We start from the raw sequence: 26,000 nt of genomic DNA, 5'->3' as shown, positions 1-26,000 counted from the left end.
AAATGAAAAGAGGCGAACGTTATGGCAGATTTTGATAAAAATAGAATTGCAAAAATGCAACAATACTTAACAGAAGTAACAGACCCTGAATTTAAAGGGAGTGCCACCGATAAAACTATCGCAATGGCTGAATTATTCAATTACTATCATTCCGATTGGAAAGCTGATGCAAGTCACTTCGTCGATCAAAACCTTGAACTCTTCGACGACGAAAAAATGCAAATGCTCTTTCGAAACTCAAATGCGGGACGTAAATCCCCACATACCATCATCCGACAAGAATCAAAGAGTAAATATAAACGCCCGATGAGACCGGGAGAAGACTAAGGATGTGAGGGCGAACGTTCAGGACTGAATCACTGGACTGATATGACGCAAAGGACTTTGAAAAAGTCGTGCAAAATCCTTCACAGTGTGAAGGATTTGGGTGTGGGCATTGGAAATGATATCGAATGATTAATTTATAAGACAATACAATATAAAATATATGCGGTATTAAACATAAACTCGAAACTCAATAACCACCCTGCATTCAAGTCAAAGCACATACCCTTGAATGCACCATGAAAATTATCATATATGATAATTTCACCATACGTATTTATCTGACAGAATTTATTTTATTGCAAAAAAAAATCCCCACATCTGTGGGGATTTTGTTTTATCTAATACCTAATGCAATTCTTGCGTATCGTGACATCCGTTCAGGAGTCCATGCCGGATACCAAACGAGTTTCACATCGATTGTCTTCACTTCTTCAATCTCAGCTAGCGCACGATGAATTTCATCTGTAATAATATCTGCTAAAGGGCATCCCATTGTGGTAAGGGTCATATCCACTTTACAATGGCCTTCTTCATTTAAGTCCACTCCGTAAATCAATCCTAAGTTTACAATATCAATTCCTAACTCAGGATCAATGACTGTTTCTAACGCTTCTAAAATCTTTTCTTGCATTGCTTCTGCTGCAGTTTTATTCTCTTCTGTCATTTGCTTCTCTCCTATTGAAATACTTTTTGGAAAAAATCCGCTACAGCTTCAAACACTTGGTGAGGTACACGATGACCTTCCCCTTGTGTCTCATGCCATTCTACCTTTGTAGCGTAAGGTTCATTCTTAATACTATCATAAAACTCTTTATTTAATTCATATGGCACTTTATCATCTGCCGTCCCATGCCATAAGAATAATGGACGTCCATTAATATGTTCAGGTTGTTTTGCAAGAGCCATTGCATCTAAGAATGCTTTATTCTTCTCAATTTCCGCTTCTAATGCATCACACTGTTCCTTCGTTGCTCCTGTCATCCAAATGGAAGAAATCGTCCATTTAGCAAAACGAGCAGGATCCGCACTTCCCATCAAACTGGCAGCAGCTGTAATCTCAGGATAGCGATTGAACAATGCGTATGTCGTAATACCACCCATGCTTAAACCAGACACACCAAACTTCTCTTCATTTAAGAGTCCACGTTGTCTCATCTCTTCTTTTAAAATAGGAAGTTCTTTAATATTATTGGCAACGATTTCCCAGATTTCTCCTCCAATTAGACGCACACCTCTGTCTCCGTGTAACAGTTGGTCTGGTAAAATCGCACGAATGCCACGCTTAGCGAGTTCAACCCCAATCGTCACTACACGATCTTTACTACCTGTCCAACCATGATAGAACACAACAATAGGAAGTACTTGGTCTTTTAAAGCTGTATCTACGACTTCTGCATAAGGGATTCCCTTTACTTCACGATAATCAATTTGAATCATAACTTCCTCTTTCTTCTTATTTTATTGAAAATATGGTACACTTATACAGATATTGTACTAAAATGAAACTTTTATCTCAAGTTTCCAATTTACATAACTTTATTAGAAAGGAGTATTTATGAACCAAAAATTAATTGCTATCGATTTAGATGGGACTACTTTAAATGCAAATTCTGAACTGACACAAGAAACGATTGACACTCTTCATGCCGTTCAAAAACTAGGTCATAAAGTTGCTATCGTTACCGGTCGTCCTTATCGTAGTTCAAAAGAAATTTATAACCAATTGAATCTGGGAGGCCCTATTGTTAACTTTAATGGTGCTCTCTGTCATAATCCAAGCAAGCCAGAATGGGATGGACGCTATCATATCACATTGGATACTGAACTTGTTTTAGATTTAGTTGCTTTTAACAAGACTTTACCAGTGGATTATTTGATGGTCGAAGGGACTGAATTAATGTATTCCAATATTGCAGAATTACCTGATTGTCCTTATTATCCAAAAGATCAAAAACCATTACTGATTCATCCAACAACAAAATTAAAAGAAAAGCCTACAGCGGTAGCGTTATTCTCTGACTTAGAATTACAATCTGAAATCAAGAAGAAAATTTTACATCGTTACAATAACGGCATTGAAGTAAGAACTTGGGGAGGCAGTTACCCTTGTCTAGAGGTGATTACAAGCGGAATTCATAAAGCAAAAGCCGTTGAACATCTTTCTCGTTACTATGATATTCAGCAAGAGGACATTCTTGCCTTTGGTGATGAGGACAATGATATGGAAATGATTCAATACGCAGGGCACGGCGTTGCGATGAAAAACGGTATTGATGAATTGAAAAATGTGGCTAATGCCATTACTCCATTCACCAATGATCAAAATGGATTAGCAAAGTATTTGCAAGATTACTTTAAATTATAAGATGTAAGAAATCGCGCTTAGAAACAAACTAAACTACAAAACTTTCGAGTTATATTACTCAATCGACATAAATTTGTAATAGGTAACCAAAAAGGATATCCTTTTTCGTTTTCTGTTATTTATAAACAGTCTTTAATGCTCAAAGAACTCTAAAATTTTGCATACGTAAGTTGTTTGGTTTATAGAGTTATACGCAGTGGTTTATTGACTTTCTTTTCATCACTCGTGATTCAAGAAAGTCTAATAAACTATGCGGGCGAAAGACTACAAAGCAGAAAAAACTCGCACTGTGAAGGATTTTCTTGTCTTCTGTCTTTCTGCCATCCTGCGTAGTTGAGCTCGCAATCGCAGAAATGGCGTGCGTTTCCCCAAACGTACGCACGACTCGTACCGAGTCCTTTGCGTCGTTCGGGTCCAACGTTCCATTTCTGAGCGCGATTGCTCACATCCTGTGTAGTTGAACTCGAAAAGTCAGAAACGCGGAACTTCGCACTGTGAAGTTCCGCTTCCCGAAACACCGCAGAACGTTTCACGTTCTTTTCAGTGTTTCGGTCCAGTGATTCGTTTCTAATCGCCTTTTCTCGTATCCTGTTATTCAAACTGGGCTCTGTATAATCCTGCATAGAATCCGTTTTGGGCAATCAATTCATCATGACTTCCTTGTTCCACAACATTTCCTTTTTGCATAACAAGGATTTTATTTGCGTTACGAATGGTTGAGAGCCGGTGCGCAATCACAAACGATGTCTTATTCGTCATAATATGATCCATTGCTTTTTGAATCTCCACTTCTGTACGCGTATCTACGTTTGAAGTAGCTTCGTCTAAGATAAACACGGAAGGACTTGCTAGAATCGCTCGGGCAATCGTTAGTAATTGTTTTTGCCCTTGAGAGATATTATCGGACTCTTCCGTAATCACAGTGTCATAACCTTTTGGTAATTTACGGATAAAATCATCTGCGAAGGCTTGTTTGGCAGCAGCTACTACTTCTTCATCCGTTGCATCTTGACGACTATAGCGTATATTCTCACGTATCGTTCCTTTAAAGAGCCATGTATCTTGTAACACCATTCCTACTTTCGAACGAAGTGACTCTTTCGTATAGTCTTGAATATTATGACCATCGATTTCAATGGCTCCACCCGTAATATCGTAGAAACGCATCAGTAAATTAATGACGGTTGTCTTCCCTGCTCCCGTAGGCCCAACAATCGCTACTGTTTCACCAGCTTTGACATCGATATTTAAATCTTTCATCAATTGAACTTCAGGTGTGTAACCAAAACTCACGTGTTTAAACGTTACATCCCCATGGACTTCTGGAAGAGCTGGTTTTCCGGTTTCTTCTTCCATTTCTTCAGCATCTAGTAATTCAAAAATCCTTTCTGCTGCAGCAAGCATCGATTGAGTGAGCCCCATCATATTGGCTGCTTCCCCCATCGGCTGACTAATATTTTGCATATATTGAAGAATCGCTTGAATACCACCGATTGTAATCATTCCACCAGTAGCTAAAAATCCCCCGATAATTGCAACAAAAACATAGACTACATTATTGATTAAACGAGAGATTGGTTGCATAAGTCCTGCAAAGAAAGTAGCTTTCCAACTATGTTCATAAAGTTCATCATTTAATTGGCTAAAAGCTTTTTCTGAACGGTCTTCATAATTGAAGGCATTTACAATATCATGCCCGGCGTAATACTCTTCTATATATCCATTAATCGTTCCTGTTGTTTCCTGACGGCTTGCAAATGAGGCAGCTGATTTTTTACCAATCATCCCAATAGCAAACATCGATAGTGGAATCCCTAAAATCCCGACAATGGCCAGAGGAATACTAATCGTAAACATCATTATAATGATTCCAATAAACGTTAATACCGTAGTAAAAAATTGTACGGAGACTTGTGAAAACGAATCGTCAATGGTTTGAATATCATTCGTTGCACGACTTAATAAATCTCCTCGTGATTGCTCATCAAAATAACGCACTGGTAATCTCGTAAACTTCTCATCGATTTCTTTTTGAAGACGATAAATGATATCACTAGAAACTCGCGACATAAAATATTTTCCTAAGAAGTTTAGCCCAGCAGCTAATACATATAAAATCGCTAATAGCTTCCCTATTTCGAATACTCCAGCAATATCTACAGAAGTATAGTTAGACTCAATAAAGCTATTACTAATTAAAGTTGTCGCATTCCCTAAAATTTTAGGTAATTGCACATCTAACACAACTGAAATGAAGGATACAATTAAAACCATAATGACAACAAAACGGTACGGTTTTAAATATCCTAAGAATCTTTTTAAAACGGTCTTATTCATTAGTATCCTCCAATTCTTCTAAACTTGATTGTGAATTCATAATTTCTTGATAGATTTGATTTGAGACTTTTAATTCATCATGTGTTCCGATACCGACAACTTCACCTTCATTTAACACAATGATTCGAGTCGCATCAGTAACAGAAGTAATTCGTTGAGCTACAACAAAAACAATCGAATCTTCATTTATCTTTTTAAGATTATTACGAAGTCTCGCTTCTGTTTTTGCATCAAGTGCTGAAAAACTATCGTCATAAATATGAACGGAAGCTTTTTTCACTAATGCTCTCGCAATCGACAACCGTTGTTTTTGACCACCAGAGAAATTATCTCCTTTTTGCTCAACATGTGCATCCAAACCGTCTTCTAAACTCGAAACGAATTCCCAGGCTTCTGCTAATTTCAACGCTTCAATCATTTCTTCATCAGTTGCATTTTCGTTACCAAATTTTAGATTCTCACGAATCGTTCCTGAAAACAGCATGCGGTTCTGAGGAACAAATGCAATTTGCTGGCGTAATTCTTTTTCAGCATAGTCTTGAATATTCACTCCATTATATAAGAGCTCTCCTGAACTGGTATCTAAGAAGCGTAATAATAAATTCATTAAGGTTGATTTACCAGCACCGGTAGATCCAATAATCGCTATTTTTTCTCCAGTCTTCGCCGTAAAATTCACATCTTTTAACATTTCTTTTTCTGCACCTTCGTATTTAAAAGAAACATTATTGAATTCTACTGTTTCAATCTTTTCTAGACCACGCTCTGTTTCAACAAATTTTTGAATATTTTCTTGATCTAAAACTTCATTGATTCTGCGAGCTGCTACTAAGCCTTGAGGAACCATTACAAATATAAATGCCAACATTAATAATGAAACAAGTACTAAAGCAGAATATTGAATAACCGCCATCAATGATCCGATATCTAGTTGTAGGCCTTGTACAAGATTTGCCCCAACAAGAACAACGGCTAAATTAGCAAAGTTAATGGTAATCATCATAATAGGAGTAATAAGACTGAATTTCACGTTTAAATCAAAAAGCAGTTTACGATAGCCTTCATTGACTTCATCGTATCGCTTCAATTCATACTCACTCTTATTGAATGCTCTAATCACACGAATCCCTGTTAATGTATCTCGAATAATTTGTGTTAATCGGTCTGTTGTTTGTCGAAGAATCGTAAACCCTTTTGAAACAGAAATAATCATCAAAACGATCGCAATTCCTAAAAATGGAATGGAGCCTAATAAAACAAGAGAAAGTTCAAAATTCATTCTCATGGATAAAACAATAGACCCAATAAACATTAGAGGTGCCATTAAAATTAAATTCATTGAAAAACCAATCGTTTGAGACAAGCTTTGTATATCTCGCGTTGTACGATTGATATAAGAAGACGTACCAAATTTTTGGAAGTCTTGTGTTGAAAATCGCTGAATTTTGTTAAACATGCTGAGTCGTAAATCACGAGCCAACCCAGCGGAGAATTTACCAACAAATCTTACAACAGTTACTGAAAGTACCAAATCTAAGGTTGTTGTCAGTAACATCAATCCTCCTTGTTGTATAATCGTCGCTTGGTCTTGTTTCAAAATTCCATTTGAAACTAAAGAAGCTAAAATGGTAGGCGTTAATAAAGTTGAACCTACTTGTAAAACGGTCAAGATTATAATCGTGAAAATCGTTCCACGATATCGCTTGATATGTTCCAAAATTTTCCTCATTGATTCATATCCTCTCTTATTGAAATTGTTTGTATCGGAATGGCATCAATTGTATTCAAGATGCGGTTTAATAACGCAAAAGAATTATTGATTTCCTGAACATCCTCAGAAAGAATAATTTGGCGCATGACTTCTTGTTTATTTTTGTCAACAATTTCTGCAACCTTTTTTCCGTAATTAGTAAGCGAAACTAAAGTAATTCTTTTATCTTTAGGATCACTTTTCCGTTTAATATAGTTGTATTTTTCTAAAGAATTAACAAACTGAATTGTCGTAGAAGTTTTAATCTCAAAAAAACTACTAATGTCCTTTACGGTTAATTCTTCTCCAGTCTCTTCAAGATGACAAAACAATAACATCAGCACATCTGTTTCAGAAGGTGTTAAATTCGGTGCAATATTTCTAAAAAATTTAATTTTATTCATTCTTGTAAAAAGATGAATAATTTCATCTGATAAAGCTTTTGAATCCATCATTATCTCCTTTCTTTCAATTACATACTCTAACTTAACACAGCATAAATAGGTAGTCAACCTATTTATTTTAATCAAAAAAATATAGTATATAAACAAATGCCTATATACTATATCGTTTCTATTTAGCTAAATACACCGAAATAAATTGGCTGACAATCGTGAAGTAAACAAGCACAGTCGTCAAGTCGTTCACGGTTGTGATAAATGGTCCACTGGCAATCGAAGGATCAAAATTGAATTTCTCCAACGCGAATGGAATACAAGTCCCTGTCAATGCGGCTACGAAAATCGACGCGAACATCGCAAAGCCGATAATGCCTCCAAGAACGAGATTTCCTTGCCATAGACTCACAATACCAAATACCACTACTCCAGAAATCAACCCAATCCCAAGACCGGTTGTCCCTTCTTGGACAAGTACTTTCCAGAATGACTGCTCTTCTTCATGAAGACCAATCTTACGGATTGCAACCGCAAGTGATTGTGTCCCTGTATTTCCGGCAGTACCAGTAATTAAGGTGATGAAGATGGCAAAAATACTTGCTTGTTGAATCAGTGGCTCATAATGTCTGAAAAGGAATGCCGTAACGGTTCCCATGATGAGAAGGGTCATAATCCCTGGCAGTCGGTTGACAATTCCTGCCCACACGCCTTGGTGAGCTTCATCAACGTTTACCCCAGCAAGACCTGAATAGTCGCTAGTCGCTTCTTCTTCGATAACATCCAACGCATCATCGACTGTGATAATCCCTACTAGTGTATTCGTATCGTCAACGACTGGAATTGCAAGGAAGTCGTAGTCTTTAATCGTTTGGGCTACTTCCTCTTGCGCATCATTGACGTGTACGGTTACGACACGGTCAATCATGATATCCTTGACGAGCTTTTCGTCTGGTTTCACGATTAAGTCTTTCAATGTAAGAATCCCAGTTAAATGATTTTCATCGTCAGTCACATACACATAATAGATGGTTTCAGCGTCTTCAGCAAAACGTTTAACAGTTGCCATCGCTGTCTTTAATGTATCTGATTCACGCACGGCGATAAATTCCGTCGTCATCATCGCCCCTGCTGTTTCATCTTCGTAATTCAATAATTGACGGAGTTCACTTGCCGTTTTATGTGGCATCAAGCGTAAGTATGTGCGGACATTTTCTTCCCCCACTTGCTTCAACACGTCTACTGCATTATCGGAATACATTTCCGCAAGCATTCGTGAGGCATAGGCTTCGTCCATTTCATTTAAGTACTCTTCCACATCTTCTACGTCTTCTTCTAAAAGTTCGAACACCATTGCCATTTCTTCGGGCGTTAAGTATTGGTAAGCCAGCTTTCTCTCTTCCAAGGTTAAACTCAAGTAAATTTGTGCCTGGTCGTAAGTGTGGTTTTCAAAGAAGATTTCTCTGAATTGCTGCTTATCTTCTGTTGCTAAAGTATGTTGAATTTGTTCTAAAATATCATCAAATTCATAAACGATTTCTCTCAATGGTGATTCTCCTCTCTTTACTTCTTATGCGCTTCAATCCACTGACTCATATCCTTAGGGAGTGGAGCTTCTATTATCAGTTCTTTTTTCGTCATCGGATGAATAAATGTAAGTGAGTGACAATGCAGAGCTTGTCGGTCTAAAAACTCATCTTTAACACCGCCATACAAATCATCCGCCACAAGCGGTGCCCCAATCCATGAGAAATGAACACGAATTTGATGTGTGCGTCCAGTGTGTAATAAAATCTCAACAAGTTCTGCTCCAACAAGGGTTTCTTTCTTCCAGTACTCGGTTAAGGATGGTTTTCCATCTTCTGATACACAACGATTAATAATCGACCCTTCATGACGACCAATAGGGGCATCAATAAATCCGTGTGCTTCTAGAGTTGAAGTGTCATGTACTAATGCCAAGTATTTCTTTTGAATTGTTTTTTCTCGTAATGCCTGATCCATCCATGCATGTACAACACGGTGCTTGGCAAACATCATAACTCCTGTTGTATCGCGGTCAAGACGTGTCACCACATGAGTAATTTGGTCCGCATACCCACGTCTCTTATAGTACCCTTTCACTCGATTGGCCATCGAATGGTCCGGATGTAACTTTGAAGGAATCGAAGCAGTCCCAACAGGCTTATTAATAATGAGTAAATATTCATCTTCATATAAAATGTCAATCGGAACTTCACTTGGAATGACCGTTTCATGCTCTCCAGAAGGTGGTATCACCATTGTAAGGACATCTCCAGGTTGGAGTGTTTTCAAAACAATCTCATGACGGCCATTGATGAGTAATTCTCCGTTAGATTTGACATGGGCCAGAAACGTTCTTGAAATGCCTATTTCTTGCAGAAAAGAACGCATCATCATCGGATACTCGTATGGGTAATTCCACGTTAAAATCAACGGACTTCCTCACTTCCATTACAATTCAATTCACGGGAACCAATAAATGCATCTTCAACGCGGTCCCAGAATGGAGTATGGCGGTATGCCGCAAAAGAGATTCGTTCTTGACTAATTTTTAATTGAATCTCTTCAATCTCATTGCCATCATAAGTTAAATGATCAATCGCCATGACCATTCCTTCTTCACTTTCAGGACGAAGGGTCAATACATTATCTTTGGCGAAAATCATTGGTGAGCTGAGTGTACGATAAACTCGATTATTAATAGACGCCATCTCTGACATTTGCATCACTTCAGCACGCGGATGCACGACTGCTCCACCAAGTGACTTGCTAAGGCCTGTTGAACCAGTTGGGGTTGCAATGCAAAGACCATCTCCACGGAAGTTTTCAAACAAATCACCATTTATAAAGACTTGGCAAAATAACGTACCGTTTACTTTGCGTAAAGTTGCCTCATTTAAAGCTGAATAATGTGCTGTTTCACCATTTTTTAACTTCACAGTAACGTCAAGCAAAGGATAGCTGACACGCTCTCCTTTGTCCTTCTTTAATGACTCGATTAATTCATCCACTTCATAATTGCGCCAATCCGTATAAAATCCGAGGTGCCCAGTATGAATCCCAACAAATCGGATCTGATCTAATTGATTACGATAATGATGAAAAGCTCCTAAAAGAGTTCCGTCTCCACCAACTGTAATCACAATATCCGGATGTTCATCATCTCTAGTAAATTCCCCTTGTTGGCAAAGATGATTAAAGGCATTCATGACTTCTTTCGTTTTTTCTGATTGATTTCCATATAAACCGACTTTCATGACCTACCTCCGTTTCTTTCTTTTTCTTTGATTTTCCTTACAAATTGCAAAAATATATTGCGCTTCCTGGATTTCCTCTCTGATTTCAGACATCTCTTCATCCAGTAAGAAGGCTGCTTCCGCTGCACGTTCTAATCGTTCATGAATCGCTTCAGGGAATTCTCCTTTATATTTATAGTTTAAAGAGTGTTCAATCGTCGCCCAAAAATTCATTGCTAATGTACGAATTTGAATTTCTACTAAGATCTTCGTTTCCCCTTCAATTCGTTGTACAGGATACTCCAACACAAGGTGGTAAGAACGATATCCACTCGCTTTTTTATTTTGAATGTAATCTCGTTCAATCACGATTTCAAAGTCGTTTCTTTGACGAATTAGACGAACGACTTCATAAATATCATCAACGAATTGACACATAATACGAAGTCCAGCAATATCTTGTACGCCTTCGAGAAATTCTTCTCTAGGAATATTACGAACTTGCATCTTTTCTAGAATACTCTCAGGAGTCTTCACACGCCCTGTAATAAATTCAATCGGAGCATGTCTTCCTTCTTGACGATACTGACGACGTATCCCTTTTAATTTAATTTTTAATTCTTCAATTGCTTGATAATACGGAGCTAGAAAGGCTTCCCAATCTTCAACAAGCGGCGTTTCCAACTTTTCCATATTTCCACCTACTTTTTTTCATTTCCGTTCTCTATCATACCATATTTTATGTAAAAGCTTGACTAATTAATGCGATTTTTTTCAATTCTCCCTCATTTTGAGATACAATAGAATGCTGAAGGAGGAATATGATTGTTACAAGTAGAAAGAGAATTTAAAAATTTACTGACCAAAAGTCAATATCATTCGCTACTAGAGGATTTTAAGCCCCTCTTAACTAAAGAGATTACCCAAACCAATAGTTATTATGATTGGGATGGAATCCTCCAATCTCATAAAATGGCTTTACGTATCCGAATTGTTGAGGGAAAAGCCATTGGAGAAATCACTTTAAAAATTCCCCAATCAAGTCTAGAAGTATTGGAATTCACTCATGAAATGCCTGTTGAAATCCTTCATCAATACAATGAACAAAAGCAATTTTCACTTCCTTTATCCATAAAAGAAGCATTAGAAAGTAACGGAGTCTTTATCGAAAAGGTCAAACAAACTGCTCTATTAACCACTCATCGATTTGAAGGTCCCTTATCTAATAACGAATGGCTTGTTTTAGATGAAAGTTACTATAACGGAAAAGTGGACTATGAAATGGAGATGGAAGTTCAGAATCTCTCATTGGGAGAAGAAGTCTTTTTGCAGATTCTTCAAAAGTATCAGATTCAACGAGAACAAGAAGAAAGTAAAATTAAACGCGCCCTTTCAAGTATCTCCTCCTAAGAGAGAAAACCGCATTTTATTCTGAATTTTTTAGGAACTATGTTACAATAAAGTTACAAAAATAAAGTTAGAGGAACAGAGGTGTCAGATTTTGAGTACCTACGAAACAAAAAATCTATCAAAAAACACTTCACACGAAAAGATTTTCGAATTATTTTTATTCGTGAATCCCTTGGGAACATACTGTTATCGCTGTGAAAATGAATTACTAAAATTTGTACGTAATTCTGAATTTAAAGTGCATTATCACTTTTTAACATTTCATAATTTACAGACCGTTAATCAATATATGAAAAACCAAAAATTACCTGTAACGGATTTAGATTTACGAAATGATATATACATGAAGATTTATGATGCAGCCCTCTCTTACAAAGCTGCACTATTACAAGGAAAACGTCTTGGACATCAATTTCTGATTGAATTACAACAACAAATTCATCAACAAAAACGCGAATACAATGATGACTTGTTAGAAGAAATATTAAATAAAGTTGAAATTGATAAAAAGATGTTTTACGAGGATAAATCTAGTTCCGCTGTAAAAAAAGCCTATGATCGAGATCTTCAAATTGCGCAAGAGATGAATGTTACACATACACCTTCCCTTGTTATTTTTGATAACTCTAATCAGCCTTATGGATTACTCTTAGCTAGTAGCATTACAGCTGAAACTATTGCTGAAATTTGTAATGGTGAGCCTTTACCAGGGTATCACTCTACAAAAAAATTAGTAGGAACACATACAAATGAACCTCAAAAATTTGATAAAGTGGTCAATATGAATTTAAATCGCTATTAATTATCTCCCAACTAGAGTTTCTAGTTGGGCTTTTTTTATAAAAAATTATTAGCTTCCCATTATTTCTTTTAAAACAAAAAAAGTCCGTAAGAAAATTTCTTACGAACCTTTTTGTGTTTTAGAACCAATTAATTTTTGAGATTATTCACTCATTAAAGCTTCTAATTGAGATAGACGTTTTTCAAATACATCAAATGCATCATATAAGTAATCTTTCTTCGTCATATCTACTCCAGCTTTCTTCATGACTTCGATCGGAGCATCACTACGTCCTGCACGTAAGTAGTTTAAGTAAGCTTCTAAATCTTCAGGAGTCCCATGTAAAATCTTATCTGATAAAGCAGTTGCTGCAGCCATACCAGTTGCATATTGGAATACATAGTAATTCATGTAGAAATGAGGAATACGAGCCCATTCGTATGCAATTTGTTCATCTTGGATGACATTCGCATAGTATTTAGCGTTGATTTCTCCATATACTTTTGCAAGAGATTCTTGCGTTAATGGTTGACCTTGTTGATCCATTAAGTGGATTTGATGTTCAAATTCCGCAAATTGTGTTTGACGGAAAATGGTTGATTTGAAGCGGTGTAAATAGTTGTTTAAGATATATTTTTGCGCTTCTTTATCTGTATGTTTCTTCAACAAGTAATCTGTTAAGATGTTTTCGTTTGTTGTAGAAGCAATTTCTGCTAAGAAGATTGAGTAATCTCCGTATTGTTTTGGTTGTGTATTACGAGTGAAGTAGCTGTGAGCACTATGTCCTAACTCGTGAACTAATGTGAAGAAGTTTGATAATTCATCATGCCAGTTCAACAAGATGTATGGTGCTGTTGAGTATGCCCCACTTGAGTAACCACCACTACGTTTACCGATATTTTCAGCAACGTCGATCCAACGATCAGCATAAGCTTTTTTCATGATTTCAGCATATTCTTCTCCAAGTGGTAGTAAGGCTTCACGACTTGCTTTTGCAGCTTCTTCGTAATTATATTTAATTGGAGCGTCGCCTGTAATTGGTACGTATAAGTCATACATATGCAATTCATCTAAGCCTAATGCTTTTTGTTGTAATGCAATATAACGGTGTAGTAATGGTAATTTTTCGTTTACCACTTCTACTAAAGCATCATACACTTCTTCCGGAACTTGGTTTGAAGCAAGTGCTGCTTGGCGAGCTGAGTCATAGTTATGGACTAAAGCGCTGAAGTTATGACCTTTCACTTCTGTACCAAGTGTGCTTGCGAATGTATTTTTTAAGTTGATGTATGGTTTATATAATGTTTCGAATGCTTCCTTACGAACAGCTTGGTTTTTAGATTCGATATATACTGAGTAGTTTCCGTTTGTCAATTCAACTTTTTCGCCATCTTCAGTTGTGATTTCGTCAAACTTGATATCAGCGTTATTTAATAAATTGAACGTTTTGCTTGCGCCTTGGAACACTTCACTTGCTTTTGATAATAAAGCTTCTTCTTTATCTGAAAGCACGTGACCTTTTTTAATACGCGCTGTTTCTAATAATACACGGAAGTCTTCTAGTCCTGGTTCTTGTTTGAAATATTCTTCGAACTCTTCATCGGATAATGCTAAGATTGCTGGACTAAACCATGCAGAAGCGCCTGAAAAATCAATATATGTAGAGAACGCACGTTGGTTTAAAACTTGATTTTCGTTATTTGAAGTATCTTGGTCTGCTTTTAAATGTGAGTAAACATAAGCTGTTTCAATCTTATCATCCACTACGTTTAAAAGATTTAAGAACGCTAATAATGATTCCCCGTCTTTTAGTGCTGTATCTTTTGCAGCAGCTACTGCTGGAATTTGTGATTTTACAAATTCTAAATCCTTTTCAAATCCTTCGTTTGATTCGTAAATTGCGGAAAGGTCCCATGTTAATTCTACAGGAACGTCTTCACGTCTTAATGGTTTTTTATTGGCCATTATAATCCCTACTTTCTAAAAAGTTGATAGTCATAGTGTACTATGAAATGGATGCTTTGGAAAGGGTTTGAATCCATTTTTAAAGAAAAAGAGACCAAATGAATCGCTTTTGATTCATCTGATCTCGTTAATTAGTCTTCAAGGAAAGTGGCTTTGTCTAAACTATCCGTTCCGATAATCGCTACAAGAATGACATCCTCACGAATGAGAAAATCTGCGAACACTTTTGTATTCAACGATTCATCCTTTCCTTCACGATATCCAATTAAGTTCAAATCATAATCTTTACGTAAGTCTAAATCTCTTAGTTGTTTTCCAACCCATGATTTTGGCGGATAAAATTCTACAAGCGAGATATTCCCATCAAGAGAAATCACCTCAGCTAGTTTATGGTGAAGAATGTTCTTTACGAGACGAATTCCTGTTTCCTTTTCTGGGTTTACCACACGTTGTGCACCCATCTTCGTTAAGATTTCTGTTGTTGTTCGGCTTTTTGCTTTGGCAATAATTTCAGGAACACCAAGTCGACTGCAGTGCATTACTGCTAAAATGCTCGCTTCTAAACTCGAACCTGTAGCAACCACAACTGTATCGCAGTCACCGATTCCAATTTCTTTTAAAACATCTTCATCTGTAACATCAGCAATCACTGCTTTTGTGACCAGCGATTCAATACGATTGACGTTAATTTCATCACGGTCCACAGCAATAATGTCGCAATCATAGTCACTTAGTTGTTTAGCAATGGTCATCCCGAATACGCCTAATCCTAAAATACCAACTGTTTTTCTCATCATAATTCCTACTTTCTATCCAATTATTAATGGTGCTTTTGCATACTTCATGTCGAGTGTTTTTTTCTTTCTGTTTGAAAAACTTAACAGAACCGTTAATGGTCCGATACGTCCAATAAACATCAACAGCATAATCACAATTTTTCCAAGAAAAGAGAGCGTCGGTGTTAAATTTGCCGTTACTCCTACTGTACATACCGCTGAAATAGTTTCAAATAAAGTATATAACAATGGAGCATCTGGATCCGTTAAGCTGAGTAAGAATACACTCGTTAGAATTAATGTAGTAAATACGATAAAAATCGTTAAAGCTTTTCTCGCTAATTCTTGCGAAATACGATGATTTCTAAATTGAATCATACGCTCGTCATATACTTCTGAGCGAATAAACAAGAGAACTACTAAGAAAGTTGTCGTCTTCACTCCACCAGCAGTCCCACCAGGAGAACCTCCAATTAGCATTTGAATAGAATATAAAAGAAGGCTAGTTGGATGCGCTGTTGTGTAATCAATCGAAGCAAATCCTGCCGTTCTCATCGTCACTGTTTGGAAGAAGCTGACAAGCAATTTATCTAAAAATGATAGATTACCTATCGTATTTGGATTATTCCATTCCGTCAACATGGTTAAAACCGTTCCGCTTAAGAGAATAATCCCAGTTAGCCAAAGAACTATCTTCGTATGATAATGCAATCGTCGGTAGAATGATTTTTTCTTTTTGCTCTTTGTAGATTCTCGCATAGATAAATAACTGTTTTTGAAATCAAACCAAACAGAAAAACCAATCCCGCCAAGAATAATAAGAGCTGCAATGACTAAATTCAACAGTGGATCCGTTGCATAGTTAATCAGACTATTTGAACCTAAATTATCAAATCCCGCATTACAAAAAGCGGAGATGGCTAAGAAAAATGCTGTGAAGATTCCCTTTCCGGTTCCTAGTTCAGGAACGAAACGAAAAGATAAAATAACTGCTGCAATCAATTCAATAACGAAAGTATATTTAAAAATCGTTGTTAAATATTTTTTGAAATCCTGACCATCTTCTCGATTCAAACTATCTTGCAGGGCTAGTTTATCGACTAAGGACATCTTCTTTCCAGAATCATAGAGGAAAAAAGCTATGATACTCATTAGTCCCAAGCCTCCAATTTGCATCAAAATCATACAAATAATCTGACCAAAAACATTATACGTTTCGGCTACGGGTTGCGTAAATAGACCCGTTACACACACCATCGATACGGTAGTAAATAAATGGTCAAAATACGTAGCTTGTGAGGTCGCTATTTGCGAAATCGGCAAATTAAGTAGTAATGATCCAACCAAAATCACAATGGCAAAACTGGCTGCAATCCTTTTTGGAATGGAATCTTTCAATAAGAAACGAATCATCTTCGTCCCTCCTATTCTAAACAAAAATACTGCGCTCAAAATAAAAAGAGCAGAATATATTCGATATTCTACTCTTCCTATTGATTAATTACAACCGTTAATGTTTCATTTTAATATGGAGAGGAAAAATTATTCCACCACTTGATATTCTTTTTCTTCACCGAAAAATTCATCATACAACGCGCGGATAGCTTTCTTTTCATATTGGTCTAAAATACCAAACATCATCGAAACCTCAGATACCCCTTGGTTATATAATTCAATATTGATTTGAGTACGAGCAAGAGTTGAAGCCACACGAGCAGTAGTACCGACCATGTTGACCATCCCTTCCCCTACTAACATAATCAAGCAAAGTCCACGTGTAAAGCTTGCTTCGTCTACATCTAATTCAGCATAGAATCGCTCTACAATAGACTCTAATTGTTCATCAGTAGCATCTTCCCCACGAATGATAATTGTCGCATCATCAATGCCTGTGGGAATATGTTCAATCGATATGCCCTCTTCTTCAAAAATCGTCAATACTTTACGGAGGAAACCAATCTCATGGTTCATTAAGTATTTCTTCACGTAAATACTTACGAAACCTGGTGAACTTGCAATACCGGAAATAACATTTGGAGAAGTCACCTTCCCTTTCATAATGTAAGTTCCACTTGCTTCAGGATTGTTCGTATTACATACATGCACTGGGATTCCTTTTTTGATAGAAGGCAGAAGTGCTTCTGTATGGAATACTGAAAAACCAGCGTACGATAACTCACGCATTTCTGTATAAGATAATACATCGATAGGGAGTGGTTTATGAACAATTTTTGGACTTGCTACATAAATCGCATCCACATCTGTGAAGTTTTCGTACTCATCAGCGTTCACCGCATTGGCTAAAATTGACCCAGTAATATCTGATCCCCCACGAGAGAACGTTACGATTTTTCCTTCTTTTGTAACTCCATAGAATCCTGGGAAAACAATCACTTCATTTGTTAATTGTAAGTACTCTAATTCATGATAGCTTTCTTCCAAAACGCGAGCTTCCCCTGGAGTATCACTCACCCATAGTTTGGCTTCTCTAGGTCCAACATATTTAGCAGCAAGACCTTCTTGGTTAAAGTAGGACGCGATGAGGCGAGCATTTAAGTCTTCCCCACTTGCTTTATAAGCATCCATTAAATATTCAGAGGATAGATCGTTTCTTTCTTTTAAGTTTTTAAAATGAATTCGAACGAGTTCAAACACTTCTGGTTTTAATTCCAACTCATCGCTGATTTCTTTATAACGGACTAAGATTTTCTTTAATACTTCTTCATCATAATTCCCTTCAATATGAGAAGTTGCTAATTGGATAAGAAGATCTGTTACTTTTTCATCATCAGAAGACCGTTTTCCTGGTGCTGAAACCACTACAATTTTACGACTTGAATCGGATTTTACAATATTAAAGACCTTTCTTAATTGTGTGGCATTTGCTAAAGAGCTCCCACCAAATTTGATTACTTTCATATGACACTTCCTTATTTTTCAATGTACCTAGACTACCAAATTAATGAATGGAACGCAACGAATTTCCACTAATTATATACATTTGTCTTTGAAATAGAAACAGTCTTGAAAACTTGTATTTATCATTCGAGTTTGTTAGTCTTAAATAAAATAAATAAAGGAGGTCACACCATGTCAAAAATGTTGCATACTTGTGTCCGTGTTGAAAATCTAGAAGAAAGCATTCGATTCTACGAAGAAGCATTTGGTTTTAAAGAAACAAGAAGAAAAGACTTCCCAGAACACAAATTCACAATCGCTTATCTCGCTTTTGAAGGAGATGACTATGAATTAGAATTAACATATAACTATGGCCACGGCCCATACGAAATCGGTGACGGATATGGTCATATCGCCATCAGTGCTAAAGACTTAGAAGCTCTTCACGCTGAACACGTTGCTAAAGGCTATGACGTTACAGAATTAAAAGGATTACCAGGACATCCAGCAAACTACTATTTCGTGAAAGACCTAGATGGATACAAAATCGAAGTTATCCGCGAAAAATAGTTCATACATGACATTCCACACTCCCTCTGCTATAATGTATTCTATGCGATGAGGCGACACGCAGTACATAAGAGACTGCGAGTTATGTGGAACAGGCGTGCTTAGGCACACTACCGGATGTAGCTGTTTGTAGTTCGTGATGTGAACACGACCTACTCATCTGAAAAGATGCCACGCTAAGACTAGGAGTTCCTAGTCTTTTTTTATAGTAAAATTATGATACAATAGCAATGAAATTTAGTAATACATATGGAAAGAGGAAACTTCATGAAACAATGTCCATTCTGTCATGAAATGATTGACGAAAAAGAAACACTCTGCCCTTATTGCGGCACCGTTCAAGATGAACTTTCTGCTCCTACTGCCATTGAGCCAAATGATGGAGTTCAAACAGACTTATTAGATGAAAATAATGAACCTACTGCTTCATTCACTACAAAAGTTGAAACGAAAATTCCAGAAGAAGATAACCGTAGTTCACAAGAAAACCGAGTAAAGAATAACCGTTTTGCATATGCAGGTGCGTGGAATAAATTCAAACGATTCTTTACTTTCTTTGGAGAACGTTTGCTTCACCCAACGAATCAATATTCGCGGAAACGTCAATATAGTCGTACTTATGGGTACGCGTTAATTATTTTAGCGACTGTAATGTCTGCATTCATTACAACTCATGTCATTCACACTTTATTTACCCAGTATCAATTATTCGCTGATATTTCAATCTTACCAAGCTTAACAAGTACCCCCAATTATATTTGGATGTTTGTTAGATTCCTGGTATTTTACTTATTCTTCTACCTTGGATTCCCTACTATTTCATATGGGCTAAAACATGTTTTCCAAAAACGTCAACATGTCTTTAACTACTGGTTAACTCAATATGAAGGAATGAATGTCTTAGCAATTCTATTATTAGCCATTGCAACTGTTATGACTTTTATTTCTCCAGTGTGGTTTTTCGTTGGAATCTTAATTGTATTCTTTGCGCATATTTTACTTTATATTGTGACACTAGCCTCATCTATTTTTAAAAGCGCAACAGAATCCTCCATCGATCCAGTATACTTATCACTCATCGGTTTAGTGGTACAATTAATTATCACCATCAGCCTACTCTTAATCTTATTCTAAAATGCAAAAGGAAAACCCTGACCATCTCTGGTCAGGGTTATTTATTTCTAAAATTCCATGCGAAAGTGTTATTCTGAAAATTCTACAGTCAATTTAGGGTCTTCAAACATAGAGGAAACTAATGTTTTATAATAATTGATCGCAGATTCTTTAATATCATCTTTATATTTTTCTAAATATTCTTCTTGTTTTTCACTAGCTAATTGATTAGTTACAAGTTTTCCTGTATCAACATCCTCTGTCGTTCCACTCAACAATTCTCCATGGCTATCATATAAATCATAAGGATTATCTTTCGAAAGTTCTACACCTATCACTTCAAATTTAGGAACAATAATCTTAAATTCATTCTCACCTATTTTTTCTATTTTCACAGGTTTTTTTATTCCAAATTTTGCTTTATAATTTAAAATTACTAATGCTGTCTTTTTTGAAAATGGTACATCAAAACCAAAAACTTGTGTTGATTTAGTCTCAGTAATAATATCTTTAACTCCCGCATTCAAAAATACAACTTCATTCACTTTTTCTAAATACTCGATTGAAATCGAGGATTTTGGAGTTTCAGGTTTCTGACTAGTAAGCCCCCATACATATGAAACTAAGATTACACATAATAATCCTGCTAACCACCATAATGGTACTAACGTCTTAAAAAAACCTTTCCATTCCAATTTAAATTTATCTTCCATATCCCACAAACTCCTTTAAATTTATCCCATATTTGTGGTAAATATAACATATCCAAAAGGTATATTCAACAAAATTTCTCACCTTTTTATTATTTACCTCAAATTCATTCATTATTTTTCACTTATTAGAATATTCGTGTTAAAGGGAGCATGTAAAGCATGATATTGGTTTGCAGTATCTTATCTTATTTTAAATTACAAACAGAAAAGAATAACCAGAGATAGCCAGATCTATTTTTTAACTTTATTTTTTAATACAATTCCAACAAATTGTCCTATAAAACTGATACCTGAATACATCAAAATATAAATAGTAGCAGAATCATTTAGTAAAAAGAGATTCGGAATCCATAAGAGTCCAAGAACAATCGAAAAATACCATCTAAATCCGTTCTTTATAGCGAAGACTAGTGAAATAAGGAATACAAATATAGGGATGACCATCAATAGTAGAAAGATACCACTTCCTGTATCTTTCACTAAATATAATGGAATGCAATAATACATCATAGCAATAACAATATACACGGTATACTTTTTTATCCATTCTTTCATTGCACTCTCCTCCTTTTTACAAGAGCTATCTTCTTAAAAAATTATAACATTAATTTATTTTTTTATTGTGAAGACCTTATTGTGATATAGAAGAAAAGCAAAAAACAGCCTTCCAAGAACCTAAAGAGGGGGATTCTAAGAACTTACAGCTGTTCTTAGTTGGTTCTGGTACGACTGCTTTTTGTTTATAAAATATTCAATCTGACTTTACTATTGTTGATTGAATAGATTTTTAATACTTTCAAAGATGGAAGTGAAAAATTGGGCAATTTTATCCAACCATCCTTCGTTTTTGGCTTGTTCGACTAAGCTGTTAATCTTTTCGCCGACTGATTTTGACAAGCTATTTAATTGCTCTAATACTTGTTTGGAATCAATCGCACTTGTGTTTTGGTAGTTTTGTGCAAAAGCGACTAACGCATTAATTTGATCTTTAGAAATCACATTTTGCAATGAATTATTCTTCAAGGCATTATTAATAATGCGTTCGATATCTTCCTTAGTTGCTAGTTGTCCTTGCTTTTGTTTGAGTTCTGCAAGTTCTTTTTTGATTTCAATCATCGCTTTATCGAGTTTTGAGGAATCGAATCCTTTTTGGTTTGCATTCTCTTGCGCGATTTTATTCGTCACTTCTAATTCCTGTTGAGCTACTTCAGTACGTTTGGCGTCCAGCTGAATCCCGTTTGCTTCGAAGGCTTTATATACACCTGTTAAAGCGGACTCTCCAGTTACCTTTGATACTGCTGCTACTTCAATTTCTGCATCAGTTACTCCAGCAGTGATGGCCGCATTAGCATATTGCTCAGCTGTCACTAGGGTGATGTTTTCAGGAGTCTTAATACGAACCTTCACACCAGTTCCTTTATCTTTCTTTTGAACCATCACTGAAGAAATCATAACAGAAGTGTTTCCATCTCCACTTCCAAGATATTTAATCATATCTTGCCCAGTTGCTTTTTCGGTTTTCACTGTATTCGAATCTTTAATTCCTAATAACTCTGATGTCTGTTTAATTTGTGATTCATTTAATCCTCCGCCATAAACAACGGTCGGTTTGCCCCATTTTTCATTGATGGTCGTAGTATCAATGGCATATGCACTCTTCATGGATAATCCCATCAATGCAAGGACGATTGCGGTTCCTTTCACCCATTTCTTCATGAATGAACCTCCTTTATTCAAAATCGTAACTCACTCGTTACACCTCTAGTATACAAAAAGAACTTTAAGAAAAGAGTGCTCTTTCCTTAAAGTTCTTTATCTATTTGTTTAAGAATTTGTTAACGTCTTCGAGTAAATGCCTTCATAGTTGTTGGAGAGAAAAGCATAATGATTGGATAAATTTCCAAACGTCCTGCAATCATCCCAATTGAAAGGACAAATGTATTGAAATCCGAATACATCGAGAAGTTGCTTGTAGGCCCAACTTGACCAAGCCCTGGCCCGATGTTGTTAAAGGTTGCAGCTACACTTGAGAAGGCTGTTGTAAAATCGCCTGCTTCAAATGAAACGCAGAGTAACAATACGAGGAAGAACAGTACATAGACGATTAAGTAGTTGGCAATACTCTTCTCCATCTTATTGTCAATTGGTTTTCCATTCATCGTTGGAACAAAGACACGGCGAGGTTGTCCCATGCGCTTTAATTCGGCAATCGCACTCTTGAAGTACACGATGACACGAGAAACTTTAATCCCCCCTGCTGTTGACCCTGCGCATCCCCCAATAAACATTAGTAGAAGAAGCAAGGCATGTGGGAATACTCCCCAGAGTCCAAAGTCGACCGTTGAATATCCCGTTGTCGTAATAATCGACGATACCGTGAAGAAGACGCTACGAATTGGAACTCCTAAAGCCGTTTGAGTAATCGTCAATACGGTAAAGATAATCATCGTAAAGCTAAGGACGATTCCGACATACGTACGCATTTCTTCATCTTTGATAACGTCTTTAACAGCGCCTAAAAGAATAAAGTAGTACAAGTTAAAGTTGATTCCAAAGAGCATCATCCCTACTCCGATAATCCATTCCACAGCTGCAGGATTGGCGTAAATACTAAATCCAGCATTGTTAATCCCGAAACCACCTGTTCCAGCTGTACCAAACGCTAGAAGCAATGCATCAAAGAGTGGTACTTGGAAGACGACTAGAATAATCACTAGTACGGAAGTCATTGCTAAATAAATCATATATAAGATTTGCGCTGTATGCGCTAATTTTGAAACAAGTTTTCCAAACACAGGTCCAGGGACTTCCGCACGCATTAATTGCACGGATTCAGAACCATGACTTGGTAGAATCGCAAGTGCAAAAACCAGTACCCCCATCCCACCGACTAAGTGAGTGAAACTTCTCCAAAATAATGAAGAATGTGCTAATACAGAAAGGTCTGGAATAATGCTTGAACCCGTTGTTGTTAATCCACTTGCTGTTTCAAAGAAGGCATCTACCACATTAGGAATTTCCCCCGTAAAGACAAAAGGTAATCCTCCAAAGAAAGAGAGTAAAATCCAACTCAACGCAACGGTAACAACCCCGTCCCGAGCCATAATTTTAAGCGGCTCAGGTTTTTTAAAGCTTAAGAGAGAGCCAATCACAAGCAGCATCAGAATCGTACCAGCATAAGCTAGTTTTTGAGTGTGTGACTCTTGATAAATAAAGCTAACAATTAGTGGTAAAGCTAAAAGTGCTGCTTCAACTTGAAGCATTTTTCCCACAAAATAGCGAACTGTTTTTATATTCATTGCGACACCTCTATTCCAAAATGTCGTTAATGTCGTCAAAGTCTTTTTCCGTTGTCACGACGATTACCTTATCAAATGGTTCAATGGTATCATTTCCGGCAGGATAGATTAGTTGTTGTCCACGAACTATAAACGCAATCAAGAGATTTGATTTTGTTTTGAGTTCTGATAGTGGAATGCCACAAATCGCACTATTCTTTTGAACACGGAATTGCAGTGCTTCAACTTGGTTATCTGCTAAACGGTATAATGCTTCAACATTTGACCCTTGAGTATTTGAACGTGAACGAACGAATTGAATAATTTCATTAGCTACGATATGTTTTGGAGTCACAACTGATTGGCTGTCAAAACCTTTAAATACTTTAAGAAGAGCTGGACGACTCATCTTCGTAATAATCTTTTGGACGCCTTGTTGCTTTGCATATGCAGAAAGGATTAAGTTTTCCTCATCAATCCCTGTCATCGATACAAACACATCATATTCTGTAATGCGTTGTTCCTCTAATACATCGTGATCAGTTCCGTCAGCATGAATTACTGTTGTATGTGGAAATGCATAGCTTAAAGTTTCACTGCGCTCTTCATTCACTTCAATCACTTTCGTATCGATTTTAGTTTGTTTCAACATATTGAGTAAGTAATAGGTGATACGACCACCACCAACAATCACGGCCGAAGAGACACTCTTCGTTTCTTGTCCTGTTAATTTTAAGAAATTACGTAAGTCAGGATAAGCTCCAGTAATATACACATGATCTCCTGCTTCTAGTGTTGAATCTCCGTCCGGAATAAAGCTTTGCTCGTTACGATGAATCACACAGATTAAGATGGATTCAAAACGATTACGCACTTCTTTTAAAGATAATCCAGCAAGACGTGATCCTTCGTTGATTTCTAATTCCAGTAAGCTCACACGATTTCCAACAAAATTTTCTACACTTAATGCAGAAGGATAATTAAAGTTATTCGCGATATCACGAGCTGTCGAAAGCTCAGGGTTAATCAGTAATGAAATTCCTAAACTTTCACGAATGAGTTGTAATTGTTGTGAATACTCAGGATTACGCACACGTGCAACTGTATATTCCGCTCCAATTTTTTTCGCAAGAATTGACGCAATAATATTAATTTCATCCATTTCCGTTACGGAAATAAAGATATCACAGTTTTCCACTCCTGCTTCTACAAGAATGTCGTAACTAGCACCATTTCCACAAATTCCCATTATATCGAATTTGTTTAAGAGTCGATCAATTAAATCTTGATTTTTATCAATCAATACAATGTCATTTTCTTCCGTTGAGAGTTCTTGGCAAATGACTTCGCCGACTTTCCCCCCACCGACAACAACAATTTTCATTTAGTTTCCTCCAGATTGAAAATCTTATACCCTCCTATTTTACCCGTCTGGTGCGGAAAGGTCAAAGTTTATCTTGTTTTCTAAAGGTGCAAAGAATGTTACACTAAGGTCGGAGGCAATTATGAACGAACACGAATTACAAAACTTAACCGAGGAGATTTCGCGCACGTCTTTTCACCGCGAATTCACGCACAAAATCACTTATAACAATCGTCTACGTTCTAGCGGTGGTCGTTATCTTCTGAAGACGGGAAATATCGAGATAAATCCAAATATAGAAGACAAACTCGGAATCGAAGCACTTATTGGTGTTATCAAACATGAGCTTTGCCATTATCATCTTCATCAAATGGGTCGTGGCTACCGTCACCGAGACCAGGACTTTAAACAACTCCTTCATCAAGTGGGCGGCAGTCGCTTTGTCGAACGAATGAGAGAGCCGAACTTCATTTACGAATGTACATCGTGCCATCACCGCTACCCTAGAATGCGCAAGATGAACACGAACCGCTACGTATGTGGAAAATGTCGTGGAAAATTAATCCTTTTAGATTGAAATTCCGCTAAACATTTGATAAACTGAAATAGTTCTGCGGTCGTGGCGGAATGGCAGACGCGCTGTCTTGAGGGGGCAGTGGGTGTATACCTGTGCGGGTTCAAGTCCCGCCGGCCGCATAA

General features: G+C 36.8%; 25 protein-coding genes and 1 tRNA gene. 8 read left to right on the top strand and 18 right to left on the bottom strand.

Annotated elements, in window-relative coordinates:
- The first annotated feature begins 21 nt into the window (after window positions 1–21).
- Window positions 22–327 carry a hypothetical protein gene (locus NQ540_RS04060; RefSeq protein ID WP_005605205.1) on the top strand — a complete coding sequence of 102 codons (306 nt, stop codon included), beginning with the start codon at window positions 22–24 and terminating at the stop codon, window positions 325–327.
- Between the two features lie 334 nt (window positions 328–661).
- Here NQ540_RS04060 and NQ540_RS04055 read toward each other — a convergent pair whose 3' ends face one another.
- Together NQ540_RS04055 and NQ540_RS04050 are read right to left on the bottom strand one after the other, a co-directional pair.
- On the bottom strand, window positions 662–991 hold the full coding sequence (locus NQ540_RS04055) for a metal-sulfur cluster assembly factor (protein WP_005605203.1): 330 nt from the start codon (window positions 989–991) through the stop codon (window positions 662–664).
- A gap of 11 nt (window positions 992–1,002) precedes the next feature.
- Window positions 1,003–1,764 (bottom strand): prolyl oligopeptidase family serine peptidase, encoded by a 762-nt coding sequence (locus NQ540_RS04050; protein WP_005605202.1) that lies wholly within the window; start codon window positions 1,762–1,764, stop codon window positions 1,003–1,005.
- 118 nt (window positions 1,765–1,882) lie between these two features.
- Between NQ540_RS04050 and NQ540_RS04045 the strand changes: the two genes are divergently transcribed.
- Entirely contained in the window at window positions 1,883–2,692 is an 810-nt protein-coding gene (locus NQ540_RS04045) for a Cof-type HAD-IIB family hydrolase (protein WP_005605200.1), read from the top strand.
- A gap of 591 nt (window positions 2,693–3,283) precedes the next feature.
- Here NQ540_RS04045 and NQ540_RS04040 read toward each other — a convergent pair.
- From NQ540_RS04040 to NQ540_RS04010, 7 genes are all read right to left on the bottom strand, one after another.
- Window positions 3,284–5,029 carry an ABC transporter ATP-binding protein gene (locus NQ540_RS04040; RefSeq protein ID WP_005605198.1) on the bottom strand — a complete coding sequence of 582 codons (1,746 nt, stop codon included), beginning with the start codon at window positions 5,027–5,029 and terminating at the stop codon, window positions 3,284–3,286.
- Complete coding sequence (locus NQ540_RS04035) at window positions 5,022–6,746, bottom strand: ABC transporter ATP-binding protein (protein WP_223429375.1); 1,725 nt, start codon at window positions 6,744–6,746, stop codon at window positions 5,022–5,024. The genes NQ540_RS04040 and NQ540_RS04035 overlap by 8 nt, the downstream gene beginning before the upstream one ends.
- An 8-nt stretch (window positions 6,747–6,754) precedes the next feature.
- A complete protein-coding gene (locus NQ540_RS04030) occupies window positions 6,755–7,231 on the bottom strand; it encodes a MarR family winged helix-turn-helix transcriptional regulator (RefSeq protein ID WP_169304261.1) in 477 nt (158 codons plus the stop codon).
- A gap of 121 nt (window positions 7,232–7,352) precedes the next feature.
- A complete protein-coding gene (gene mgtE / locus NQ540_RS04025) occupies window positions 7,353–8,720 on the bottom strand; it encodes a magnesium transporter (protein WP_005605195.1) in 1,368 nt (455 codons plus the stop codon).
- 17 nt (window positions 8,721–8,737) lie between these two features.
- Window positions 8,738–9,631, bottom strand: a complete 894-nt coding sequence (locus NQ540_RS04020) for an RluA family pseudouridine synthase (protein WP_211204703.1) — start codon at window positions 9,629–9,631, stop codon at window positions 8,738–8,740.
- Entirely contained in the window at window positions 9,628–10,455 is an 828-nt protein-coding gene (locus NQ540_RS04015) for an NAD kinase (RefSeq protein ID WP_005605193.1), read from the bottom strand. The genes NQ540_RS04020 and NQ540_RS04015 overlap by 4 nt, the downstream gene beginning before the upstream one ends.
- Before the next feature lie 3 nt (window positions 10,456–10,458).
- A complete protein-coding gene (locus tag NQ540_RS04010; RefSeq protein ID WP_005605192.1) occupies window positions 10,459–11,127 on the bottom strand; it encodes a GTP pyrophosphokinase in 669 nt (222 codons plus the stop codon).
- Between the two features lie 132 nt (window positions 11,128–11,259).
- Here NQ540_RS04010 and NQ540_RS04005 point away from each other — a divergent pair, with 132 nt between their 5' ends.
- Window positions 11,260–11,844 carry a CYTH domain-containing protein gene (locus NQ540_RS04005; RefSeq protein ID WP_005605191.1) on the top strand — a complete coding sequence of 195 codons (585 nt, stop codon included), beginning with the start codon at window positions 11,260–11,262 and terminating at the stop codon, window positions 11,842–11,844.
- A gap of 163 nt (window positions 11,845–12,007) precedes the next feature.
- Window positions 12,008–12,646 (top strand): DsbA family protein, encoded by a 639-nt coding sequence (locus NQ540_RS04000; protein WP_223429387.1) that lies wholly within the window; start codon window positions 12,008–12,010, stop codon window positions 12,644–12,646.
- Window positions 12,647–12,787: 141 nt separating this feature from the next.
- Here the strand turns inward: NQ540_RS04000 and pepF are convergent, their stop codons facing one another.
- The 4 genes from pepF to NQ540_RS03980 all read right to left on the bottom strand — a co-directional run bounded on the left by pepF (window position 12,788) and on the right by NQ540_RS03980 (window position 18,285).
- Complete coding sequence (gene pepF, locus NQ540_RS03995) at window positions 12,788–14,590, bottom strand: oligoendopeptidase F (protein WP_005605180.1); 1,803 nt, start codon at window positions 14,588–14,590, stop codon at window positions 12,788–12,790.
- Window positions 14,591–14,721: 131 nt separating this feature from the next.
- Window positions 14,722–15,387, bottom strand: coding sequence for a potassium channel family protein (locus tag NQ540_RS03990; RefSeq protein WP_005605179.1), 666 nt, complete (start codon window positions 15,385–15,387; stop codon window positions 14,722–14,724).
- 12 nt (window positions 15,388–15,399) lie between these two features.
- Window positions 15,400–16,779 (bottom strand): TrkH family potassium uptake protein, encoded by a 1,380-nt coding sequence (locus NQ540_RS03985; RefSeq protein ID WP_005605178.1) that lies wholly within the window; start codon window positions 16,777–16,779, stop codon window positions 15,400–15,402.
- A gap of 129 nt (window positions 16,780–16,908) precedes the next feature.
- A complete protein-coding gene (locus NQ540_RS03980) occupies window positions 16,909–18,285 on the bottom strand; it encodes an aspartate kinase (protein ID WP_005605176.1) in 1,377 nt (458 codons plus the stop codon).
- A 171-nt stretch (window positions 18,286–18,456) separates the two neighbouring features.
- Between NQ540_RS03980 and gloA the strand changes: the two genes are divergently transcribed.
- Together gloA and NQ540_RS03970 are read left to right on the top strand one after the other, a co-directional pair.
- Window positions 18,457–18,834, top strand: a complete 378-nt coding sequence (gene gloA, locus NQ540_RS03975) for a lactoylglutathione lyase (RefSeq protein WP_005605167.1) — start codon at window positions 18,457–18,459, stop codon at window positions 18,832–18,834.
- Between the two features lie 267 nt (window positions 18,835–19,101).
- A complete protein-coding gene (locus NQ540_RS03970; protein WP_070438742.1) occupies window positions 19,102–19,968 on the top strand; it encodes a zinc ribbon domain-containing protein in 867 nt (288 codons plus the stop codon).
- A 68-nt stretch (window positions 19,969–20,036) separates the two neighbouring features.
- Here NQ540_RS03970 and NQ540_RS03965 read toward each other — a convergent pair whose 3' ends face one another.
- The 5 genes from NQ540_RS03965 to trkA all read right to left on the bottom strand — a co-directional run bounded on the left by NQ540_RS03965 (window position 20,037) and on the right by trkA (window position 25,322).
- Window positions 20,037–20,660, bottom strand: coding sequence for a DUF4230 domain-containing protein (locus NQ540_RS03965; protein ID WP_005605163.1), 624 nt, complete (start codon window positions 20,658–20,660; stop codon window positions 20,037–20,039).
- 231 nt (window positions 20,661–20,891) lie between these two features.
- Window positions 20,892–21,215 carry a hypothetical protein gene (locus NQ540_RS03960; protein ID WP_005605162.1) on the bottom strand — a complete coding sequence of 108 codons (324 nt, stop codon included), beginning with the start codon at window positions 21,213–21,215 and terminating at the stop codon, window positions 20,892–20,894.
- Between the two features lie 210 nt (window positions 21,216–21,425).
- On the bottom strand, window positions 21,426–22,376 hold the full coding sequence (locus tag NQ540_RS03955; protein ID WP_005605161.1) for a DUF1002 domain-containing protein: 951 nt from the start codon (window positions 22,374–22,376) through the stop codon (window positions 21,426–21,428).
- A 119-nt stretch (window positions 22,377–22,495) separates the two neighbouring features.
- The gene (locus tag NQ540_RS03950; protein WP_005605160.1) at window positions 22,496–23,959 is read right to left on the bottom strand and encodes a TrkH family potassium uptake protein; all 1,464 of its coding nucleotides are present in this window, start codon (window positions 23,957–23,959) and stop codon (window positions 22,496–22,498) included.
- Window positions 23,960–23,969: 10 nt separating this feature from the next.
- Window positions 23,970–25,322: a Trk system potassium transporter TrkA gene (trkA, locus tag NQ540_RS03945; RefSeq protein ID WP_005605159.1), complete on the bottom strand. Its 1,353-nt coding sequence runs from the start codon at window positions 25,320–25,322 to the stop codon at window positions 23,970–23,972.
- Between the two features lie 121 nt (window positions 25,323–25,443).
- Here trkA and NQ540_RS03940 point away from each other — a divergent pair, with 121 nt between their 5' ends.
- Both NQ540_RS03940 and NQ540_RS03935 read left to right on the top strand, forming a co-directional pair.
- Complete coding sequence (locus tag NQ540_RS03940) at window positions 25,444–25,878, top strand: SprT family protein (protein WP_005605158.1); 435 nt, start codon at window positions 25,444–25,446, stop codon at window positions 25,876–25,878.
- Between the two features lie 36 nt (window positions 25,879–25,914).
- A tRNA-Leu gene (locus NQ540_RS03935) sits at window positions 25,915–25,997 on the top strand.
- Window positions 25,998–26,000: the final 3 nt, after the last annotated feature.

The sequence above is a fragment of the Granulicatella adiacens ATCC 49175 genome (genome assembly GCF_025150565.1).
GTDB classification, from domain to species: domain Bacteria; phylum Bacillota; class Bacilli; order Lactobacillales; family Aerococcaceae; genus Granulicatella; species Granulicatella adiacens.
Note: the sequence above shows the minus strand (reverse complement) of the source record. Positions and strands in the feature narration are given on the sequence as shown.

Coding starts and splice junctions, on each gene's coding strand:
- NQ540_RS04060 (WP_005605205.1), top strand. CDS start 22: ATGGCAGATTTTGATAAAAATAGAATTGCAAAAATGCAACAATACTTA.
- NQ540_RS04055 (WP_005605203.1), bottom strand. CDS start 991: ATGACAGAAGAGAATAAAACTGCAGCAGAAGCAATGCAAGAAAAGATT.
- NQ540_RS04050 (WP_005605202.1), bottom strand. CDS start 1,764: ATGATTCAAATTGATTATCGTGAAGTAAAGGGAATCCCTTATGCAGAA.
- NQ540_RS04045 (WP_005605200.1), top strand. CDS start 1,883: ATGAACCAAAAATTAATTGCTATCGATTTAGATGGGACTACTTTAAAT.
- NQ540_RS04040 (WP_005605198.1), bottom strand. CDS start 5,029: ATGAATAAGACCGTTTTAAAAAGATTCTTAGGATATTTAAAACCGTAC.
- NQ540_RS04030 (WP_169304261.1), bottom strand. CDS start 7,231: ATGGATTCAAAAGCTTTATCAGATGAAATTATTCATCTTTTTACAAGA.
- NQ540_RS04015 (WP_005605193.1), bottom strand. CDS start 10,455: ATGAAAGTCGGTTTATATGGAAATCAATCAGAAAAAACGAAAGAAGTC.
- NQ540_RS04010 (WP_005605192.1), bottom strand. CDS start 11,127: ATGGAAAAGTTGGAAACGCCGCTTGTTGAAGATTGGGAAGCCTTTCTA.
- pepF (WP_005605180.1), bottom strand. CDS start 14,590: ATGGCCAATAAAAAACCATTAAGACGTGAAGACGTTCCTGTAGAATTA.
- NQ540_RS03990 (WP_005605179.1), bottom strand. CDS start 15,387: ATGATGAGAAAAACAGTTGGTATTTTAGGATTAGGCGTATTCGGGATG.
- NQ540_RS03985 (WP_005605178.1), bottom strand. CDS start 16,779: ATGATTCGTTTCTTATTGAAAGATTCCATTCCAAAAAGGATTGCAGCC.
- NQ540_RS03980 (WP_005605176.1), bottom strand. CDS start 18,285: ATGAAAGTAATCAAATTTGGTGGGAGCTCTTTAGCAAATGCCACACAA.
- gloA (WP_005605167.1), top strand. CDS start 18,457: ATGTCAAAAATGTTGCATACTTGTGTCCGTGTTGAAAATCTAGAAGAA.
- NQ540_RS03970 (WP_070438742.1), top strand. CDS start 19,102: ATGAAACAATGTCCATTCTGTCATGAAATGATTGACGAAAAAGAAACA.
- NQ540_RS03965 (WP_005605163.1), bottom strand. CDS start 20,660: ATGGAAGATAAATTTAAATTGGAATGGAAAGGTTTTTTTAAGACGTTA.
- NQ540_RS03960 (WP_005605162.1), bottom strand. CDS start 21,215: ATGAAAGAATGGATAAAAAAGTATACCGTGTATATTGTTATTGCTATG.
- NQ540_RS03955 (WP_005605161.1), bottom strand. CDS start 22,376: ATGAAGAAATGGGTGAAAGGAACCGCAATCGTCCTTGCATTGATGGGA.
- NQ540_RS03950 (WP_005605160.1), bottom strand. CDS start 23,959: ATGAATATAAAAACAGTTCGCTATTTTGTGGGAAAAATGCTTCAAGTT.
- trkA (WP_005605159.1), bottom strand. CDS start 25,322: ATGAAAATTGTTGTTGTCGGTGGGGGGAAAGTCGGCGAAGTCATTTGC.
- NQ540_RS03940 (WP_005605158.1), top strand. CDS start 25,444: ATGAACGAACACGAATTACAAAACTTAACCGAGGAGATTTCGCGCACG.